This window comes from Streptomyces sp. PL-25 (assembly GCF_058344915.1).
This window is the reverse complement of the sequence record NZ_CP136997.1, coordinates 3,044,397-3,062,665: the sequence shown is the minus strand read 5'-3', so window position 1 is coordinate 3,062,665 and position 18,269 is coordinate 3,044,397. Positions and strand designations below refer to the sequence as shown.

Here is an 18,269-nt window from a genome sequence, read left to right as displayed (position 1 = left end):
GCGGGGGAAAACCCCACCCCGCGTCCCAGCGTGCGACGGGCTGCTTACCCGCTCTTTAACAGGGCCTAGACTCCCGTGCGTACAGACCGTCGCACGGGCAGCATCAGCAGCACAGGCAGCACAGGCAGCACGGACACCACCGGGCACCACGGGTCAGGGAGCGAGGGACGGACGGTGACGCAGACGGTGCGGGGGGCGGCGCGCGAGACGACGCGGGGGCAGGCCGCCGTCGCGGCGGACTACTTCCACTCCTACTCGGTCGTCGGGCTGCTCGCCGTCGTCGGTGTGCTGTTCGTCGCCGTCGCGTTCGGCGCGGGCCGGCTGCTGCGCCCGGTGGTCCCCACGCCCGAGAAGCTCCTGACGTACGAGTGCGGTGTCGACCCCGTCGGCGAGGGCTGGGCCCACACCCAGGTCCGCTACTACGTGTACGCCTTCCTGTACGTGATCTTCGCCGTCGACTCGATCTTCCTGTTCCCCTGGGCGACGGTCTTCGCCGCCCCCGGCTACGGCGCGGCGACGCTGGTGGAGATGTTCGTCTTCCTCGGCTTCCTGGCCATCGGCCTGCTGTACGCATACAAGAAGGGCGTCCTGACATGGACGTGAACCCCGCCGTGCCCGAGCCGGTGGCCTCCGAGCCCGTCGCGCTTCCCGTGCCGCAGCGGCTCGGCGCGCTGTCCCGGCTGGCCCCCGAGCCGATGAAGGTGGTCCTGAACTGGGGCCGCCGCTACTCGCTGTGGGTCTTCAACTTCGGCCTGGCCTGCTGCGCGATCGAGTTCATCGCCGCCTCGATGGCCCGCCACGACTTCATCCGCCTCGGGGTGATCCCCTTCGCCCCCGGTCCGCGCCAGGCCGACCTGATGGTGGTCTCCGGCACCGTCACGGACAAGATGGCCCCCGCCGTCAAACGCCTGTACGAGCAGATGCCCGAGCCGAAGTACGTCATCTCCTTCGGCGCCTGCTCCAACTGCGGCGGCCCCTACTGGGACTCGTACTCCGTCACCAAGGGCGTCGACCAGATCATCCCCGTGGACGTCTACGTCCCCGGCTGCCCGCCGCGCCCCGAGGCGCTGCTCCAGGGGATCCTCAAGCTCCAGGAGAAGATCGCCAGGGAGTCGCTCGCGGAGCGGTACGGCACCGGGACGGCGCGCCCGTCGGCGGCGGCACTCCAGAGCGGTCTGGTACGGCCGCCGGGTGCCGGTGCCGGTGCCGGGGCTGAGGGGGCGGCCGGCGGTTCCGCCGGTTCCGGCGCTGGAGGCGAGCGATGAGCGGCGCCGGGTGGCTGCCCGCGCCCGCCGAGGAACTGTTCGGCGCCGGGGCCACGGCCGAGGAGTCCTACGAGGTCCTGACGGTCGACGTACCCGCCGACTCCTGGGTCTCCGCCCTGCTGACCGCCCGCGACACGCTGGGCTGCACCTACTTCGACTGGCTGAGCGCGGTCGACGAGCCGGGCACGGGCCTGCGGATCGCGGCGCACGTCGTGGCGCTGGCCCCGGTACGGAGGCTGCTCGTCCGCACGACGGTCCCGCACGAGCGGCCGGTCCTGGCCACCGCCGTCGAGGTCTACGCGGGCGCCGCCTGGCACGAACGCGAGACCCACGAGATGTTCGGCGTCGACTTCGCGGGCCACCCCGCCCTGGACCACCTCCTGCTCCCGGACACCTTCGAGGGCCATCCGCTGCGCAAGGACTTCGTCCTGGCCGCCCGGGTCGCCAAGGCGTGGCCCGGCGCGAAGGAGCCGGGCGAGTCGGACCACGGCGCACCCAAGCGCCGCCAGATGCTGCCGCCGGGCGTCCCCGACCCCAACGAGTGGGGTCCCCTCAAGGGCACCCTCCCGGCCGCCCCGGCCCGCCCCGCCCGGGGCGCCGCCCGCCCGGCGGGCGAACGCCCCGTCCGCACGCCCGGCGACCGCCCGGTACGCCGCACCCGCACGGCCGCCGGAGGCTCGGCGAGCCAGACGAGCGGGGACACGGGCACGGGTGCGGGCATGAGTACGGGCACGGGTACGGGCACAGGTACGAGTACGGGTACGGACACGGCGGAGGCCGGGGAAGCGGAGTCGCCCGCGGCCCCGCCCGCGACCCCGGGTGCGGCAGGCGGGGCGACCGCCGGGCCGCGCCGGATGCGGAGCGCGAGCCAGGGCTCGGCGAGCCAGACGGCAGCCGCCGCCACCCCGGCTGCCTCGGCCGGCCCGGTCACCCCGGAGACCCCGGAGACTCCCGAGACCCCGACGCGGCCGGAGAAACCGGCGGCTCCGCCGTCTCCGCCGTCCGCCCCGCGCCGTTCGCGCAGCGCGAGCGGCGGCTCCGCCTCGCAGCGGGCGGAGCGACCTGCGCCCCCGCCCCCGCCCGTCCCCGCCGCCGACCGCGCCACCCAGGAACCGCAGCCGCAGCCGCAGCCGCCCACACCCCCGCGCAGCGCGGACGCGCCCTGGCACCACGCCCGCCCGGCCTTCGACGAACCGGAGAACCCGGAGAACCCGGAGAACCCGGAGAACCCGGAGAACCCGGAGAACCCGGAGAACCCGGAGACGCCGAAGCAGCCCCCCGCCCCGGCCGCCCCCGACGACGACCCGGAAGGAGACCAGCGGTGAACGACGTGGCCGACGTCGCCCTGCGACTCCTGATCGTCTTCGTGGCCTTCCTCGTCCTCCCCCTGATCGTCGGTCAGACCGAGCACAAGGTGATGGCCCACATGCAGGGTCGCCTCGGCCCGATGTACGCGGGCGGTTTCCACGGCTGGGCCCAGCTCGTCGCGGACGGCGTGAAGTTCGCGCAGAAAGAGGACGTGGTCCCGGCGGGCGCGGACCGCCGCGTCTTCCAGCTCGCCCCGGCCGTCGCCCTCCTGCCGTACCTGCTGGTGCTGCTCGCGCTTCCGGTCGGCCCCGGCGCGGGCGCGGTCGGCCAGGTGCTGGACGCGGGCCTCTTCTTCGTGCTCGCCGTGATGGGCGTGGGCGTACTCGGCTCGCTCATGGCCGGCTGGGCCTCCGCCAACAAGTTCTCCCTCCTCGGCGGCCTGCGCACCGCCGCGCAGCTCCTCGCCTACGAACTGCCGATGCTGCTCGCCGCCGCCTCCGTGGCGATGGCGGCCGGAACGGTCTCGCTGCCCGGCATCCTGGACGCGTTCCACTGGTGGTGGCTGCCCTGGCAGATCGTCGGCGCGGTCGTCTTCTTCGTCGCCGGTCTCGCCGAACTGCAACGCCCGCCCTTCGACATGCCGGTGGCCGACTCGGAGATCATCTTCGGCGCGTACACCGAGTACACCGGGCTGCGGTTCGCCCTGTTCCTGCTCGCCGAGTACGCCGGGATCGTCGTCCTGTGCGGTCTGACCACCGTCCTCTTCCTGGGCGGCTGGCACGGCCCCTGGGGCGCGGACGGCCTCGGCTGGGTCTGGACGCTGCTGAAGACCGCCGTCCTCGCCTTCGTCGTGATCTGGCTGCGCGTCACCTACCCGCGGCTGCGCGAGGACCAGCTCCAGAAGCTCTCCTGGACCCTCCTCGTGCCCCTCGCCCTCGCCCAGATCGCCCTCACCGGCATCGTCAAGGTGGTGATCTCCTAGTGGCTCCCCTTCCCGGCTCCGGCCTGGCCAAGGGCCTCGCCGTCACCCTGCGCACGATGACGAGGAAGACCGTCACCGAGCAGTACCCGGACACCCAGCCCGACCTGCCGCCGCGCACCCGCGGTGTGATCGGCCTGTTCGAGGAGAACTGCACGGTCTGCATGCTGTGCGCCCGCGAGTGCCCGGACTGGTGCATCTACATCGACTCCCACAAGGAGACGGTGCCCGCCGCGGTCCCCGGCGGCCGCGAGCGCAGCCGCAACGTCCTCGACCGTTTCGCCATCGACTTCTCCCTGTGCATGTACTGCGGCATCTGCATCGAGGTCTGCCCCTTCGACGCGCTGTTCTGGTCACCGGAGTTCGAGTACGCCGAGACCGACATCCGCGACCTCACCCACGAGCGCGACAAGCTCCGCGAGTGGATGTGGACCGTCCCGGCCCCGCCCGCCCTCGACCCCGGCGCGGAGGAGCCGAAGGAGCTCGCCGCCGCCCGCAAGAGCGCCGACAAGCTCGCCGCCCAGGAGCAGGCCGCCGCCGAGCAGGAAACCGCCGCCCAGGAGGAAGGAGAAGCGTGACCCCCGCCGCAGCCCACCCCGGTTTCCTCTCGCCGACCGGCGTCGAGATCGCCTTCCTGCTCGTCGGCATCGCCACCTTCGGCGCCGCGCTCCTCACCGTCACCACCCGGCAACTGGTGCACGCCGCCCTGTGGCTGGTGGTCGCCCTCGGCGGCCTCGCCGTCGAATACCTGCTGCTCACCGCCGAGTTCATCGCCTGGGTGCAGGTCCTCATCTACGTCGGTTCCGTCGTCGTCCTCCTCCTGTTCGGACTGATGCTCACCAAGGCCCCCATCGGCCGCTCCGCCGACGCCGACTCCGGCAACCGGTGGGCCGCCCTCGCGGTGGCCCTCGCCGCCGCCGGCACCCTGGTCTGGGTCGTCGCCGACGCCTTCCGCACCACCTGGACCGACCTGGACGGCGCCGCCGCCGGCACCACCCGGGCCACCGGCGAGAGCCTCTTCCAGAACTGGGTCCTGCCCTTCGAGGCCCTCTCCGTGCTGCTCCTGGCCGCACTGGTCGGAGCGATCGTCCTGTCCCGCAAGGCCAAGGCGGACGCGGGCTCCGCCGACCCCGGCTCCCCGGCAGACGCCGGTGCCGGAGCCGGTCCCCGCACCCCGGGCCCGGCCGACGGACGACCCGTCGAACGGCTCGACGGGCGGCCCGCCGAACCGGCCGCCGAGGAGGGCCCCCGCTGATGCACCTCGTCTACCCGGCCGTCCTCTCCGCCCTTCTCTTCTGCACCGGGCTCTACGGCGTCCTCGCGCGCCGCAACGCGATCCTGGTCCTCATGTCGGTCGAGCTGATGCTCAACGCCGTCAACCTCAACCTGGTCGCCTTCGACGTCTGGCTCAGCAGAGCCGCCGCCGACACCCTGCACTCCGGCCAGGCGCTGACCCTGTTCACCATCACCATCGCCGCCGCCGAGATCGGCATCGGCCTGGCGATCGTCCTCGCCGTGTACCGCAACCGCGGCACCTCCGACATCGACCGGCTCCGCGACGCCGCCGAGCACCCCGATGACGACCCCGACGACGAACCCGACGACGACTTCGACGACGGCCCCGACGGCGAAGCCGCCGCGACCGCGCGGGCCGCCGGGAAGGCTGAGGCCACCGCGTGACCACGACCACCCTCGCCGTTCTCGTCCCCCTCCTGCCGTTCCTGGGCGCCGCCGCCGGACTACTCCTGGGCCGCACCGCCCCCGGCTTCGTCCGCCCGCTCGCGATCCTGCCGACCCTCGCCTCCCTCGTCCTCGCCGTGCTGGTCGCGGCCCGCCAGGGCGGCGGCCGGGCCGTCGACGCCGCCACCGAACTGACCCCCACCGGCTCGGTCCCCGTCGAACTGGCCCTGCACATCGACGGCTACGCCGCGCTCGTCGCCGTCCTCGTCGCCACCGTCGCCACCTGTGTGCAGCTCTACTCCACGGGCTATCTGCGCGAGGACCCGCGCTACCCGTCCTACGCCGCGCTCGTCTCCCTGTTCACCTCCGCGATGCTGCTCGTCGTCTACTCCGGCGACCTGATCGTGCTGCTGGTCGGCTGGGAGGTCATGGGCATCTGCTCCTACTTCCTGGTCGGCCACTACTGGGAGACCCCCGAGGCCCGCGCCGCCTCCCTCAAGGCCTTCCTGGTCACCAAGCTCGGCGACGTCCCCTTCCTCATCGGTCTGTTCGCGCTCGCCGCCGACGCCGGCTCCTTCCGGATCACCACGGTCCTGACCACCGTCGCGCACGGCGGCCTGCACCACCCCACGCTGGTCGCGCTGCTGCTCCTGGCGGGCGTGGCGGGCAAGTCCGCGCAGTTCCCGCTGCACACCTGGCTGCCCGACGCGATGGCAGGCCCGACCCCGGTGTCCGCGCTGATCCACGCCGCGACGATGGTCGCCGCCGGTGTCTACTTCGTGGCCCGGCTCCTCCCCGTCTTCCAGGCGTCCTCGGCCGCCATGACCGTCCTCGCCGTCATGGCCGCCGTGACCATGGCCGGTTCGGCGCTCGCCGCGCTCGCCCAGGACGACATCAAACGCGTCCTCGCCTACTCGACGATCGGTCAGCTCGGCTACATGACCGGCGCGCTCGCCGTGGGCGCGCCCGGCGCCGCCGTCTTCCACCTCCTGTCGCACGGCGCCTTCAAGGCGCTGCTCTTCCTCGCCGCCGGGGTGGTCATCCACGCGGCCGGGACCAACTCGCTGGCCGCCATGTCCCGCACCGGCGGCCTGCGCGAGCGCGTCCCCGACGCGTACTGGACGATGACCGTCGCCCTGCTCGCGCTCGCCGCGATCCCTCCCTTCAGCGGTTTCTTCTCCAAGGAGTCCGTGCTCGGCGCCGCCGAGCGGGTGGCCGACGGCCACACCGCGCACGCCCCCGGCACGGCCGGCTGGATCGTCCTCGTGGCCGGTCTGCTCACCGCCCTGCTGACCGCCGCCTACGCGCTGCGGCTGTGGCTGCTCGCCTTCCACGGCCGGGGTGCGCAGGCCCCCGACCACGGACGGCAGCCCCTGGCCATGAACGCCGTCCTGTGGGTGCTGGCCGTGCCCTCCCTCGCCTTCGGCGGACTCGCCTTCCGCGTTCTGCCCGACTGGTTCGACGGTGCCTCGCTCGCCCCGACGACGGCCACCTCCGTCCTCGGCACCGGCCTGGCCCTGGCCGGCGGTGTGCTCCTCTACGGCGCCTGGCGGCACACCACCGCGCTCGCCGCCCGCACCCCGATGGGCGCGGTCGCCGCCCACCCGGAGGCCGACGCCGGACTGGTCGAGGCCGAGGCCATCGCCACCCACCGGCCGGCCTACGGGGACCTCGCCGGAGCGCCCGACCCCGCCGACCCCGCTCGGCTGCTGCTCGGCCCGCTGCACCGCCACGCGGCCACCGGCTTCCACCTCGACGCGGTCTACCGGACCCTGTTCGTCCGCCCGGTCCTGGCCGGTGCGAGCCTCGTCCGGTTCCTCGACCGCGAGGTCGTCGAGACCTACGTACGCGGTGCCGGGGCCGCACCCCGGCTGCTCGGGGCCGCCGTACGGCGGGCCCAGACCGGCAATGTGCAGACCTATGTGAGCGCGCTGCTCGCCGGCACCGTCGTCCTGGCGGTCGCCGTCGTCCTCGTCGCCACGGGAGCGTGAGCAGGCGTGATCGATATCAGCGAGTCAGTGATGCAGTTCCTTCTGGCGTTCCTCGTCGCCGGCCCGCTCCTGGGCGCGGTCGCCGCCCTCCTGCCGGCCCCGCCCGGACTGAAGGGGAAGTCGCCCGAGCAGGCCGTGCTCCGGCACGGAGTGACCGTCACGGGTGTCCTGCTCGCCGCCGCGCTCGTCCTCGCGCTCGGCTTCGACCACGACCATCCGTCGAAGATGCAGGCCACGACGGACATCAGCTGGATCCCCGCACTCCACGTGCGCATCCACCTCGGCATCGACGGCATCTCGCTCCCCCTCGTCGTCCTGACCGCGCTGCTGACCTTCCTCTGCGCGCTGTACAGCTACTTCAAGCCGCCCGCGGGCCCGAGCCCGAAGGCGTTCGTCGCCCTGCTGCTCCTGCTGGAGTCCGGCACGCTCGCCACCTTCGCCGTCCTCGATCTGGTGCTGTTCTTCCTCGCCTTCGAGACGGTGCTCATCCCGATGTACTTCCTCATCGCCCGCTGGGGCGGCGCGGGCCGGCGGGCCGCGGCCTGGCGATTCATCCTCTACACCCTCCTCGGCTCGGTCGTCATGCTGCTCGGCCTGCTCCTGATCGGGATCAAGGCGGGCACATTCGACATGGTGGCACTCGCCACTGACAACGGCCGGTCGCTGACCGCGTCCGTGCAGGTCATCGCCGTTCTGGCGATCGGGCTCGGGCTCGCGGTCAAGACCCCGATGTGGCCGCTGCACAGCTGGCTGCCGGACGCCCACACCGCCGCCCCGACCGTCGGCTCGGTCCTGCTGGCGGGCGTCCTGCTGAAGATGGGGACATACGGTTTCGTCCGGATCCTGCTGCCCGTCGCGCCGCACGGCTTCCACACCTTCGCGCCCTACCTCGCGGCCTTCGCCGTCGTCGGCATCGTCTACGGCTCCCTGGCCTGCCTCGCCCTGGCCCGGCGCGGTGCCCGGGGCGACCTGAAACGGCTCATCGCCTACTCCTCGGTCGGCCACATGGGCTTCGTGCTGCTCGGCATCGCCACCGCCACCCCGACCGGCGTCAACGGCGCCCTGTTCGCCAACATCGCCCACGGCCTCATCACCGGCCTGCTCTTCTTCCTCGTCGGCGGACTCAAGGACCGCACCGGCAGCACCGACCTCGACACCCTCGCCGAGGAGTCCGGCGCCGCCCTGTACGGCAGGGCCCCGCGCCTGGGCGGCCTGCTGGCCTTCGGCGCGGTCGCCTCGCTCGGACTGCCCGGACTGGCCGGGTTCTGGGGCGAGATGCTCGCCCTGTTCGGCGCGTTCCGGCCCGCCGACGGCCTCAGCCGCCCCGCCTTCCTCACCTTCATGGCGATCGGCGCGTTCGGCACCCTGCTGACGGCCGCGTACATGCTCGCCGTGGTCCGCCGCGTCTGCATGGGCGCCGCGGCGGCCGAGACCCCGGAACTGCCCGACGTGCGCGGCTTCGAGTTCGCGGCCTGGACCCCGCTCGTCGCCCTGACCGTCCTCGCCGGGCTCTGGCCCAAGGCCCTGCTCGGGCTCACCGACCCGGCCGTGCAGCAACTCCTCGCGGGAGGCACCCGATGAGCGTCCTGGCCCAGTCGCCGGTCGCGTCGGCGGTCCAGTCCGTCGACTGGCTCGCCGTCGCGCCACCCGCCCTCACCGCGGTGACCGCCCTGGCGGTCCTGGTCGCCGACCTCTTCGTCCCGCGGGCACGCAAACCCCTCCTCGGCTGGGTCTCCGTCGCCGGACTCGCCGCCTCCGCGCTGCTCCTGCTGCCCCTCCTGGACGGCGACCGCGGCACCTTCTGCCGGCACCGGCAGCCCGGCGTGTGCAGCTACACCGCCGACCACTTCACCCTCGTCGTCCAGCTCCTGGTGCTGGGCGGCGCCCTGCTGGCGGCCCTGCTGTCGGTCACCGCCCTCAGGGACGCGCGCGGCGGACTCCCCGAAGGGGAGTACTGGTTCCTGCTGCTGTCCGCCACCGCCGGAGCGGCCCTGCTGCCCGCCGCCCGCGACCTGGCCACCCTGATCGTCGCCCTGGAGGTCGCCTCCCTGCCCGCCTTCGCCCTCGTGGGCCTCAGACACGGCGACCGCAGGTCCTCCGACGCGGCCCTGAAGTTCTTCCTGTCCTCGGTCACCGCCACCGCCGTCAGCCTGCTGGGCGTCAGCTTCGTCTACGCCACCACCGGCACCCTGTACCTCACCCAGGTGGCAGACCGCCTTCCGCACGTCGCCGGGCAGTTCCACACCCTCGCCCAGACCGGCGTCGTCCTCACCCTCGTCGGCTTCGCCTTCAAGCTCGCCGCCGTCCCGTTCCACTTCTGGGTCCCCGACACCTATGTGGGCGCGCCGCTGCCGATCGCCGCCTATCTGTCGGTCGTCGGCAAGGCGGTCGGCTTCACCGGCCTGATTCTCGTCACCGTCGTCGCGTTCCCCTCGTACGCCGACGTCTGGGGCCCGGCACTGGCGGCGCTGGCCGCACTCACCATGACCGTCGGCAACGCCGGTGCCCTGCGCCAGAGCGCCACGCGCGCGTACGGCGCGGTCCGGCTGCTCGCCTGGTCCTCCGTCGGCCAGGCGGGCTACCTCCTGGTGCCGCTCGCGGCGGCCGGATACACCGACGACCCGCGCGGGACCGTCGGCTCCACCGTCGCGTACGCCCTGATGTACGCCGCCGTGAACCTCGGCGCCTTCGCCGTGGCCGCGCTCGTGGGCCGCGCCCGGCCCCGCAACCGCCTCGCCGACTACCGCGGCCTGTACGCCGCCCACCCGGTGTGCGCCCTGCTGCTGGCCTTCTTCCTGCTGTGCCTGGCCGGGCTCCCGCCCGGGGTCATCGGCCTGTTCGCGAAGGTCACCGTCTTCTCCGCGGCGGTCGGCGCCGGACTCGGCTGGCTCGCCGTCGTCATGGCCGTCAACGTGGTGGTCGCGCTGTACTACTACCTGAGGTGGACGGCCCTGCTGTTCCGCGCGCCCGAGGGCGAACCGGTCCGGCACCGCGTCCCGGCGCCGCTCACCGCCGCGCTCGCCCTGACGGGCGTCCTGGGCGTCGCCCTGTCCGGCGCGCCCCAGCTGGTGCTGCGCTTCGCGGGCGGCGGACTGTTCTGACCCGCCCGGCACCGGGCACCCGTAGCGCACTCACCCGGACGGCCCGCGCGCCCTCGCGCCGACCGGGGAACCCGGGGCGTTCGCCTGGCGTTGACCAGTACGGAAGGGTCCACTGGACGTGACACCACACACCAGTGGACCGCACAGCAAGCGAAGGGTTCCCCTGCCGCACCACTTGGAGGGCGTACCGTGCACCGCCGGCACAACGGGCTCAGGACCGCAGTACTCCTCGGGGGACTGTCCGCACTCATCATCGTCATCGGCAGTTTCTTCGGCCGCACCGGCCTGGTCGTCGCCGTCCTCATCGCCCTCGGCACCAACGCGTACGCGTACTGGAACAGCGACAAGCTGGCCCTGCGCGCGATGCGGGCCCGCCCGGTCAGCGAGTTCGAGGCACCGGCCCTGTACCGGATGGTCCGCGACCTCTCCACCCAGGCCCGCCAGCCGATGCCGCGCCTGTACATCTCCCCGACGGAGGCGCCCAACGCCTTCGCCACCGGACGCAACCCGCGCAACGCCGCCGTGTGCTGCACGGAAGGCATCCTGCGCATCCTGGACGAGCGCGAACTGCGCGGTGTCATCGGCCACGAGCTGAGCCATGTCTACAACCGCGACATCCTGATCTCCTCCGTCGCCGGCGCCCTCGCCTCCGTGATCATGTTCCTGGTCAACTTCGCCTGGCTGATCCCGGTCGGCCGCTCGGACGACGACGAGGGACCCGGCATCTTCGGCATGCTCCTGGTCATGATCCTCGGCCCGTTCGCGGCCACCCTCATCCAGCTGGCCATCAGCCGCTCCCGGGAGTACGAGGCCGACGCCTCCGGCGCCCGCATCACCGGTGACCCGCTCGCCCTCGCCAGCGCCCTGCGCAAGCTGGAGGCGGGCACCCAGCAGCTTCCGCTGCCCCCGGAGCCGCGCATCGAGACCGCGAGCCACATGATGATCGCCAATCCCTTCCGCCCGGGACAGGGACTGTCGAGAATGTTCTCCACGCACCCGCCCATGGCGGAGCGCATCGCCCGACTCGAGCAGATGGCAGGTCGCCGACAGTGAAGACAATCCTGAACGTCATCTGGCTGGTCCTGAGCGGCTTCTGGCTGTTCCTCGGCTATCTGGCGGCCGGGGTGCTGCTGTGCATCACGATCATCGGCATCCCGTTCGGCATAGCGTCCTTCCGCATCGGCGTCTACGCCCTGTGGCCCTTCGGGTACACCACGGTCGAGCGCCGCGACGCGGGCGCGCCGTCCTGCGTCGGCAACGTGCTCTGGCTCGTCCTGGCCGGCTGGTGGCTGGCGCTCGCCCACATCGTGACGGGCGTCATGCTCTGCATCACGATCATCGGCATCCCGTTCGGCATCGCCAACTTCAAGCTCATCCCGGTCTCGCTGCTCCCGCTGGGCCGCGAGATCGTCCGGACCGACCAGCCCTTCGCCACCCGCTGAACCGGCGCATCCCGGCGTGCCGGGGCCGCCGCCGGATGCAACCGTGGGGACCGGCCGCGGCGTCTTCCCCGACGACACGGTGCGAACACGCGTGTGGCACTCACGGGCGACGAACCGAGGTCGCCGGGAAAGGCAGGTTCGGGACATGGGCGTCATCAGCTGGATCATCCTGGGACTGTTGGCCGGGGCCATCGCGAAGATCCTGCTGCCGGGCCGCGACCCCGGCGGCTTCATCGGCACGACCCTCATCGGTATCGCCGGTGCCTTCGTCGGCGGCTGGATCTCGGCCCGCTGGCTGGACCACCCGGTCAGCAAGCACTTCTATGACGGCGCCACCTGGGCGGCGGCCATCGGCGGCTCACTCGTCCTGCTGATCGCCTACCGCCTCCTCTTCGGCAACTCACGCGACTGACGCGAGGCGCTGCCGCGGCGCGGCGGACACACACAAGGGTGGGCACCGGTGCTCCCGGTGCCCACCCTTGTGTCTGCTCCGCCGGTCCTACCGGTAGTTCACGAACTGGAGCGCGAAGTCGAAGTCCTGGCCCTTCAGCAGCGCGATCACGGCCTGGAGGTCGTCCCGGCTCTTGGAGCTGACACGCAGCTCGTCGCCCTGCACCTGGGCCTTGACGCCCTTGGGGCCCTCGTCGCGGATGAGCTTCGCCACCTTCTTGGCGTTCTCCTGGGAGATGCCCTCCTCGACGGAGGCGAAGATCTTGTACTCCTTGCCGGACAGCTGCGGCTCGCCCGCGTCCAGGGCCTTCAGCGAGATGCCGCGCTTGATCAGCTTGGACTGGAAGACGTCGAGGACCGCCTTCACCCGCTCCTCGGAGTTCGCCTCCATGAGGATCTTCTCGCCGGACCACGAGATCGAAGCGCCCACGCCCTTGAAGTCGTAGCGCTGCGAGATCTCCTTGGCGGCCTGGTTGAGGGCGTTGTCGACCTCCTGCCGCTCGACCTTCGAGACGATGTCGAAACTGGAGTCGGCCATGTCCTGTGGCTCCTTGTATCGGGGTGGGTCGAAGTACGTGACGCGTGCGGGCCGGCGAGCGTGGGGAAACCGCCTGCCCCCGGCCGGCAGGCCCGGGTCCGCATCCGCCCCAGCCTAGGCCCTGTCATGGCCTTCCCGCCCGCCCCGGGGCCGCCTGTCGCCCGTCCCCGGGCCACTGGTCACCCGGCCCCCGGACACGGACGGCCCGGCTCCGGGACACCGATCAATCGGGTGGCGAAGCACCCCTGTGCATCGGGTATTGTTTACGTCGTTGCCACAGAGCACCGCCGAAAGGCAGTTCGACGGCAGCAAACCCCGGCGGTGTGCCCGAGCGGCCAAAGGGAGCAGACTGTAAATCTGCCGGCTCAGCCTTCCCAGGTTCGAATCCTGGCGCCGCCACACTGGGGAAAACCCCCTCCGACCAGCCTCTTCGGCAGGTCGGAGGGGGTTTCTTTGTTGCTGACGCCTGTTCGATCCCGCACCGGCCGCAGGCGGTGTGTGCGTGGGAAGGGTGACTGGCGGGTGGAGACCGGTCGGGGAATCCGGAGGTTCCGCACGGGAGCACGAAGCGAGCGTTGGGCTCCGGTCTCCGCCGAGAGCGGCCCTGACGCCTGACATCAGTGGCTGACACCAACAGGTGCGGACAGGGGCGGTCGGCCCCGGCTCCCAGGGGTCTGGCTCAGTTTCGTGCAGCAGTGACTGAGCGTTGCGAGCCGGGAGGCGGCTGCCTCGGTGGTCGGGGCTGGATTTGATACGGGTGCCGTCCGTACGGGGCCAGTCCCGGGTGGGACGGTCAGCGACGCCGACGGCGGCGTCGGAGAGGCTCCGGCCGGGCCGCCGCCTTGAGAGGCGCGAGGGCCTCCAGGAGCCGCCGGTAGGCGTCCGGGTCCCGCTCGAAGTCCGTCCCGGCCGCGATGGCGGCCCGGTCGGCGTCCTGCCCCCGGAGCAGGTCGACCGATGTCTGCGCGAACCGCTCCCACAGACCGTGCCGTTCGGCGTCGGCCACCAGCCGGCGCAGCTCGGTGACCGCCGCCTCGGCGTCGGCGCGGGCGGCCGGTCCGGCCTGGAGCCTGTTCCGCAGCCCGGCGGCGGGGGCCGCCTCCCTGAGCAGCGGGCGCAGCCGCTTCGCGAGGTCCCGGGCGTCCGCCGCCGCCCTGTGTGCCTGCGGCCCGGCCTCCCGCAGAACCCAGAGAGAGCGGACCAGTTCGGGGTCAGGTGCCGCGTCGAGCGACCCGTGGCGTCCGGCGTCCCGCACCGCATCCACGGCCCGCGCGTAGTCCTCGGCTGCCCACCCGGCAGCCTCGGCGAGCCGGGTCGCGCGACGCACGAGCTGTGCCTCCACGCCGAGGACCCGGGGAAGGGCGCGGAGGTTGCCGCCGACCATCCCGATCAGGATGAGCAGTACCCCCAGCAGCAGGAGGGTGTCCGAGGTGGTGAAGTCCTCCCCCGAGGAGACTTTCAAATCGTCCAGGTCCCCCCGGTTCGGCCCTTCCGTGAACATGAACCCGGACTCCCAGCCGTAGCCCCGACTGTCCTGGAAGTTCGGTGCCTTGAGAATGTCGCTCCGGCCGGCGTCGCAGTGGTACGGCCCCTCCCGCGTCTTCTTCTCATACGGGTCGCTCCACTGGACCCGGCAGGTGCCGTCAGCCTTCTCATCGACCACCGCCAAGTCGATCTGACGCGTCGCGGGCAGCTCCGGACCCGACTCGATCGCGTACAGCCCCGCCGAACAGGCGAAGAGCATGAAACCGGCCGTCAGAACCCAGCGGAAGAAAGGTACGTGCCTCATGTCGTCATCCCCCCCCCACCGGCAGCCTCGCACGGCGCATACAGGTGAGCTAGAGGCCAGCTCCGGCAGCGTGTCGCCACCGCCCCTGCCCGGGTCCGGCAGGGCGACCGCGTCCGGTCCGCTTCGCTGGCCCTGTCGCGGCCTACCGGACCTGGCCGTCCCTTACGCCGACCGCTCCGTCTTCCTTTCAACGTCGCCAGATGGCGACGGATCCCAGCGTTCAAAGACGGACTCCGATTCGTCCAGCAAGCACGGGCCCGAGCAACCCGCACGGCCCGTGGACCGAACTCCTGAAGCGGTGCTCACCGCCTGCCCGCCTGTCCCTGCGCGCCTTGAGCTGACTCTGGACTGGGGAAAACCCCCTTCGATCAGCCTTCAACGGCCGGTCGGGGGGGCTTTTCGTTGTGGCCGGTGGTGTGGCCGGTGTCGTCGGTGGTTCCGGTGCCTTGTCCCCGCGAAGGTGGTAAGCGCTGTCCCTTGTCGAGGTTCTGTGACACTTCACGGAAGTTCCTGTGGCGAACGTCTCCCTACTATTTTCCTACCGCACCGAAGGACCGGCCCCACTCGGGCAAGAGGAGCGGCCGCTCATCTCCACGCACCTTCTGCCTCTTTCGCCGGGAGCCTTCCATGTCCAGCTCTGTCCTTCGCAAGGGCCGCCGCAGCACGGTCCGTGCCGTGCTCGTCGGTGCCGCTGTCGCCGCCGCCGTCCTCGGTCCCGCAGCCGCCACCTTCGCCGCCACCACCGTGCCGGGCGCCGCCGCCCCGAGCGCCACCGCTCCCGCCAAGACCGCCCGGGACGCCGTTCCTGTCGCGCCTGCCGCGCCGTCCACCCCTTCCACCTCCACTCCGTCCTCGCCTTCCACGTCCGCTCCGGCCACCGGAAGCGCTACGCCCTCCGCGAAGCCCAGCGAGGCTCCGTACAAGGAATACGGTCTGATCGACGGTGAGGAGGTGCACGTCACCAAGCTGGCGCCGGGCGGGTACCGAGGGGACGTCATCACCGAGTTCGGCGAGCCGCCGACCGCCACCCTGCGCGCCGTGGACCACGACGCCAGCATCGCCATCCACGGCATGCGCATCGTGCTGCACTCCTCCGACGGCACGGTGGAGTCCTCGTGGCTGCCCATCCCCGACCACGACTGCACCGCCACCAAGACGATCCGCTCGGCCCTCGCTGCGCCCTACCGCGTGGAGCTCAGCAACGGGCCCGAGGGACCGAAGGCCCGTCTGCTGACCCCCGACGGACAGACCCTCGGCACCGTCGACCGCGCGCACCCGCTGAACGGTCAGTACGGCATGAAGATCGAGACCGTGAACGGCGAGCCGGAGTACTTCCAGCGGTCGCAGGGCGGTGACATGCCGTGGGGCAAGGCCTACGACTTCCCGGCGCCGCCGGCGTGCGCGAGCGGCAAGTCGCCGGCCACTGCCGGTACCGCCGCCCAGACCGAGGTCGTGCCCGTGGGCGCGGTGGCCGCCGGTGTCCAGGACGCCCAGGACGGAGCAGGCCGCGACAACACCACGGTGCTGGCCGGTGGCGCCGTGGCCCTGGCCGGAGCGGCCGGCGTCGGTGCCGCGCTGATCCGCCGGCGCCGCACGGTCCGCGTCGACAGCTGACCGGTTCACCCGGTCCACCCTGTTCACATGGGGTGCCTGCGAGGGCCGCGCACGCCCCGGGTGGTCCGGGTGCGCCCCACACCTGGCACCGGTGATGCGCCGGGGCGGACCATCGCCCCGGCGCGTCACCGGTATCGCCGTTCCCCCCCCCCGAATCCCAGGAGCTGTCGCGTGTCCGTCCCCCGATCCGCCCGGCGCCGCTGGTTCCCGGCCGCCGTCGCCCTCTCGTCGGCGGCCCTGCTGCTCGGCGGCTGGACGCTGGCCCGCGGGCTCACCGACAGCGACGGCGGAGACGGCCCCTACCGGGCCACCGTCTCCCACTCCCGCGCCGCCTCCGCCGCCCCGGAGCCCACGGCGGGCGCCCGTCCCGCCGCGCTGAGCGCGTCGAAGCCCGTGCGCGTGCGCATACCGTCCGCGAGCGTCGACACCGGACCGGTGCTCGAACTCGGCCTGGCGGCCGACGGCACCGTACAGGTCCCCACGGTCGCCCAGGCCGACGACATCGGCTGGTACAAGGGCGGCGTGACTCCGGGGCAGACCGGACCGGCGGTGCTCATCGGGCACTTCGACACCGCCGCCGGCCCCGCCGTCATGCGCGAGGTGTCCCGGATCCGGGTGGGGGACCCGATCACCGTCACCCGCGCCGACAAATCCGTCCTGACCTTCACCGTCCGCAAGCTCCAGCAGGTCGGCAAGGACGCCTTTCCCACCCAGGCCGTCTACGGCGACACCGAACGACCCGAACTGCGCCTGATCACCTGCGGCGGCCCGATCGTCGACGGCCACCACCCGGACAACATCATCATCTACGCCGACCTGACGGCCGCACGCACCTGACGGCCGTACACCACCTGACGGCCGCACGGACGCGACAGCGCCACGGACCTGACGACGGCTCGGGCCCGCCGCCCGCCGCCCGCCGCCCGTCGGCCGCCGCTGCCATGCCACTGCCACCGCGACTGTCGGTGCCCCGGTGCACACTGGAGCCATGTCCTTGTCGTCCGCCTCCGCGCGCCGCAGAGCCTGCCCCGTGTGCCGCCGTGAGATCGCCGTCGTGGCCGGGCGGTTCGCGCGGCACGATCCGCCCGGCGCGCGGGAGTCCGGAGAGCTGGTCTCCTGCCCCGGCTCCCGCCGTACGGCGCAACTGGGTGCCGTGCAGCCGTCGTTGGACGGCTACACCGTCCCCGAATTCCCCGGGCAGCTCAGCCTGTTCTGACGGCGGCGGCTGAGGAGGACGGGACAGGGCGGCGCGGAGGACGCGGAGCGCGGCGTCAGTTGCCGGCGACCGACTTCACCGCCACCGGCACCGGGGCCGAACCGCCGATCAGTTCCAGGGTCAGGCCGGCCGTCGCCGGGGTGTCCACCAGCTCGGCCAGGACGGCGGCCACGTCGTCGCGGGGGACCGACCCGCGGCCGGTGTGCGCCTCCAGGCGCACCTGGCCGGTACCGGGCCCGTCCGTCAGCGAACCGGGGCGCAGGATCGTCCAGTCGAGGCCGTCCAGGGAGCGGACGTGGTCGTCGGCCTCACCCTTGGCGCGCAGATACACGTCGAAGACCTCGTCGCCCCGGTGCGCCGCGTCCGCGCCCATCGACGACACGACCACATGGCGCCGCACACCGGCCAGGACCGCCGCGTCGGCGAACAGCACCGCCGCGCCCTTGTCCACCGTGTCCTTGCGCGCGGTGCCGCTGCCCGGCCCCGCGCCCGCTGCGAACACCGCCGCGTCCGCGCCCCGCAGCCGCTCCGCGACCTCCTCGACCGAGGCCGACTCCAGGTCCAGCACGATCGGTTCGGCGCCCGCGGCCCTCAGGTCGTCGCTCTGCTCCGCCCGGCGGATGATGCCCGCCGCCTCGTCCCCGCGCGCCGCGAGCAGCCGCTCCAGCCGCAGCGCGATCTGACCATGACCACCAGCGATGACAATGCGCATGTCTTCGACCGTACGCCCGGACAGCCGTATCCGCCGCACGACTTCGGCCCGCCCCGGCCGGTCTCCGCGCCCTCCCGCACCCCCGCGCCCGCCTGCCCCTTGCCGCCCCGCCGGCCCTTCCGCGCCCTCCTGCCCCCTGCCGTCCCGCAGGCCCTCCTGCCCCTTGCCGCCCCGGGGGCCCTCC

At 72.6% G+C, this 18,269-nt stretch carries 19 protein-coding genes and 1 tRNA gene; 17 read left to right on the top strand and 3 right to left on the bottom strand.

The genetic code is table 11. The annotated features are described in order from the left end of the window. Window positions 1–174: 174 nt before the first annotated feature. From R4Z62_RS13610 to R4Z62_RS13550, 13 genes are all read left to right on the top strand, one after another. A complete protein-coding gene (locus R4Z62_RS13610) occupies window positions 175–603 on the top strand; it encodes an NADH-quinone oxidoreductase subunit A (protein WP_491519916.1) in 429 nt (142 codons plus the stop codon). After that, window positions 594–1,265 carry an NADH-quinone oxidoreductase subunit B gene (locus tag R4Z62_RS13605; RefSeq protein ID WP_491519915.1) on the top strand — a complete coding sequence of 224 codons (672 nt, stop codon included), beginning with the start codon at window positions 594–596 and terminating at the stop codon, window positions 1,263–1,265. The genes R4Z62_RS13610 and R4Z62_RS13605 overlap by 10 nt, the downstream gene beginning before the upstream one ends. Continuing rightward, complete coding sequence (locus R4Z62_RS13600; protein ID WP_491519914.1) at window positions 1,262–2,590, top strand: NADH-quinone oxidoreductase subunit C; 1,329 nt, start codon at window positions 1,262–1,264, stop codon at window positions 2,588–2,590. Before R4Z62_RS13605 ends, R4Z62_RS13600 begins: the two co-directional genes overlap by 4 nt. Beyond that, on the top strand, window positions 2,587–3,555 hold the full coding sequence (locus R4Z62_RS13595) for a complex I subunit 1/NuoH family protein (protein ID WP_382850986.1): 969 nt from the start codon (window positions 2,587–2,589) through the stop codon (window positions 3,553–3,555). Before R4Z62_RS13600 ends, R4Z62_RS13595 begins: the two co-directional genes overlap by 4 nt. Further along, window positions 3,555–4,130 (top strand): NuoI/complex I 23 kDa subunit family protein, encoded by a 576-nt coding sequence (locus tag R4Z62_RS13590; protein ID WP_491519913.1) that lies wholly within the window; start codon window positions 3,555–3,557, stop codon window positions 4,128–4,130. The genes R4Z62_RS13595 and R4Z62_RS13590 overlap by 1 nt, the downstream gene beginning before the upstream one ends. Next, window positions 4,127–4,807 (top strand): NADH-quinone oxidoreductase subunit J family protein, encoded by a 681-nt coding sequence (locus R4Z62_RS13585; RefSeq protein WP_064534566.1) that lies wholly within the window; start codon window positions 4,127–4,129, stop codon window positions 4,805–4,807. The genes R4Z62_RS13590 and R4Z62_RS13585 overlap by 4 nt, the downstream gene beginning before the upstream one ends. Continuing rightward, a complete protein-coding gene (nuoK, locus tag R4Z62_RS13580) occupies window positions 4,807–5,232 on the top strand; it encodes an NADH-quinone oxidoreductase subunit NuoK (RefSeq protein WP_491519912.1) in 426 nt (141 codons plus the stop codon). Before R4Z62_RS13585 ends, nuoK begins: the two co-directional genes overlap by 1 nt. Beyond that, on the top strand, window positions 5,229–7,223 hold the full coding sequence (locus tag R4Z62_RS13575; RefSeq protein WP_064534570.1) for an NADH-quinone oxidoreductase subunit 5 family protein: 1,995 nt from the start codon (window positions 5,229–5,231) through the stop codon (window positions 7,221–7,223). Before nuoK ends, R4Z62_RS13575 begins: the two co-directional genes overlap by 4 nt. A 6-nt stretch (window positions 7,224–7,229) precedes the next feature. Further along, complete coding sequence (locus tag R4Z62_RS13570; RefSeq protein ID WP_491519911.1) at window positions 7,230–8,804, top strand: complex I subunit 4 family protein; 1,575 nt, start codon at window positions 7,230–7,232, stop codon at window positions 8,802–8,804. Beyond that, window positions 8,801–10,324 (top strand): NADH-quinone oxidoreductase subunit N, encoded by a 1,524-nt coding sequence (locus tag R4Z62_RS13565; RefSeq protein ID WP_064534574.1) that lies wholly within the window; start codon window positions 8,801–8,803, stop codon window positions 10,322–10,324. The genes R4Z62_RS13570 and R4Z62_RS13565 overlap by 4 nt, the downstream gene beginning before the upstream one ends. A gap of 189 nt (window positions 10,325–10,513) precedes the next feature. Then, on the top strand, window positions 10,514–11,377 hold the full coding sequence (htpX, locus tag R4Z62_RS13560; RefSeq protein ID WP_064534576.1) for a zinc metalloprotease HtpX: 864 nt from the start codon (window positions 10,514–10,516) through the stop codon (window positions 11,375–11,377). Continuing rightward, window positions 11,374–11,766 carry a YccF domain-containing protein gene (locus tag R4Z62_RS13555; RefSeq protein WP_018564762.1) on the top strand — a complete coding sequence of 131 codons (393 nt, stop codon included), beginning with the start codon at window positions 11,374–11,376 and terminating at the stop codon, window positions 11,764–11,766. Before htpX ends, R4Z62_RS13555 begins: the two co-directional genes overlap by 4 nt. Before the next feature lie 145 nt (window positions 11,767–11,911). Then, window positions 11,912–12,178 carry a GlsB/YeaQ/YmgE family stress response membrane protein gene (locus tag R4Z62_RS13550; protein WP_064534578.1) on the top strand — a complete coding sequence of 89 codons (267 nt, stop codon included), beginning with the start codon at window positions 11,912–11,914 and terminating at the stop codon, window positions 12,176–12,178. Between the two features lie 87 nt (window positions 12,179–12,265). On the opposite strand, the gene R4Z62_RS13545 is transcribed toward R4Z62_RS13550, so the two are convergent. Further along, on the bottom strand, window positions 12,266–12,754 hold the full coding sequence (locus tag R4Z62_RS13545; protein WP_064534580.1) for a YajQ family cyclic di-GMP-binding protein: 489 nt from the start codon (window positions 12,752–12,754) through the stop codon (window positions 12,266–12,268). Window positions 12,755–13,071: 317 nt separating this feature from the next. On the opposite strand from R4Z62_RS13545, the gene R4Z62_RS13540 reads away from it, so the two are divergent. Continuing rightward, window positions 13,072–13,153 (top strand) — tRNA-Tyr (locus tag R4Z62_RS13540). Window positions 13,154–13,547: 394 nt separating this feature from the next. Here the strand turns inward: R4Z62_RS13540 and R4Z62_RS13535 are convergent. Beyond that, window positions 13,548–14,543 (bottom strand): hypothetical protein, encoded by a 996-nt coding sequence (locus R4Z62_RS13535; RefSeq protein ID WP_491519910.1) that lies wholly within the window; start codon window positions 14,541–14,543, stop codon window positions 13,548–13,550. Window positions 14,544–15,170: 627 nt separating this feature from the next. On the opposite strand from R4Z62_RS13535, the gene R4Z62_RS13530 reads away from it, so the two are divergent. From R4Z62_RS13530 to R4Z62_RS13520, 3 genes are all read left to right on the top strand, one after another. Next, entirely contained in the window at window positions 15,171–16,157 is a 987-nt protein-coding gene (locus tag R4Z62_RS13530) for a hypothetical protein (RefSeq protein WP_491519909.1), read from the top strand. Window positions 16,158–16,328: 171 nt separating this feature from the next. Beyond that, window positions 16,329–16,994 carry a class F sortase gene (locus tag R4Z62_RS13525; protein WP_491519908.1) on the top strand — a complete coding sequence of 222 codons (666 nt, stop codon included), beginning with the start codon at window positions 16,329–16,331 and terminating at the stop codon, window positions 16,992–16,994. Window positions 16,995–17,145: 151 nt separating this feature from the next. Continuing rightward, a complete protein-coding gene (locus R4Z62_RS13520; protein ID WP_064534586.1) occupies window positions 17,146–17,373 on the top strand; it encodes a hypothetical protein in 228 nt (75 codons plus the stop codon). 55 nt (window positions 17,374–17,428) lie between these two features. On the opposite strand, the gene R4Z62_RS13515 is transcribed toward R4Z62_RS13520, so the two are convergent. Beyond that, the gene (locus tag R4Z62_RS13515; RefSeq protein WP_064534588.1) at window positions 17,429–18,085 is read right to left on the bottom strand and encodes an SDR family oxidoreductase; all 657 of its coding nucleotides are present in this window, start codon (window positions 18,083–18,085) and stop codon (window positions 17,429–17,431) included. Window positions 18,086–18,269: the final 184 nt, after the last annotated feature.

Excerpts from the sequence above, each read along its gene's own strand:
- R4Z62_RS13515 (WP_064534588.1), bottom strand. The coding sequence starts at position 18,085 with ATGCGCATTGTCATCGCTGGTGGTCATGGTCAGATCGCGCTGCGGCTG.
- nuoK (WP_491519912.1), top strand. The coding sequence starts at position 4,807 with ATGCACCTCGTCTACCCGGCCGTCCTCTCCGCCCTTCTCTTCTGCACC.
- R4Z62_RS13565 (WP_064534574.1), top strand. The coding sequence starts at position 8,801 with ATGAGCGTCCTGGCCCAGTCGCCGGTCGCGTCGGCGGTCCAGTCCGTC.
- R4Z62_RS13530 (WP_491519909.1), top strand. The coding sequence starts at position 15,171 with ATGTCCAGCTCTGTCCTTCGCAAGGGCCGCCGCAGCACGGTCCGTGCC.
- R4Z62_RS13600 (WP_491519914.1), top strand. The coding sequence starts at position 1,262 with ATGAGCGGCGCCGGGTGGCTGCCCGCGCCCGCCGAGGAACTGTTCGGC.
- R4Z62_RS13605 (WP_491519915.1), top strand. The coding sequence starts at position 594 with ATGGACGTGAACCCCGCCGTGCCCGAGCCGGTGGCCTCCGAGCCCGTC.
- R4Z62_RS13550 (WP_064534578.1), top strand. The coding sequence starts at position 11,912 with ATGGGCGTCATCAGCTGGATCATCCTGGGACTGTTGGCCGGGGCCATC.
- R4Z62_RS13520 (WP_064534586.1), top strand. The coding sequence starts at position 17,146 with ATGTCCTTGTCGTCCGCCTCCGCGCGCCGCAGAGCCTGCCCCGTGTGC.
- R4Z62_RS13535 (WP_491519910.1), bottom strand. The coding sequence starts at position 14,543 with ATGAGGCACGTACCTTTCTTCCGCTGGGTTCTGACGGCCGGTTTCATG.
- R4Z62_RS13545 (WP_064534580.1), bottom strand. The coding sequence starts at position 12,754 with ATGGCCGACTCCAGTTTCGACATCGTCTCGAAGGTCGAGCGGCAGGAG.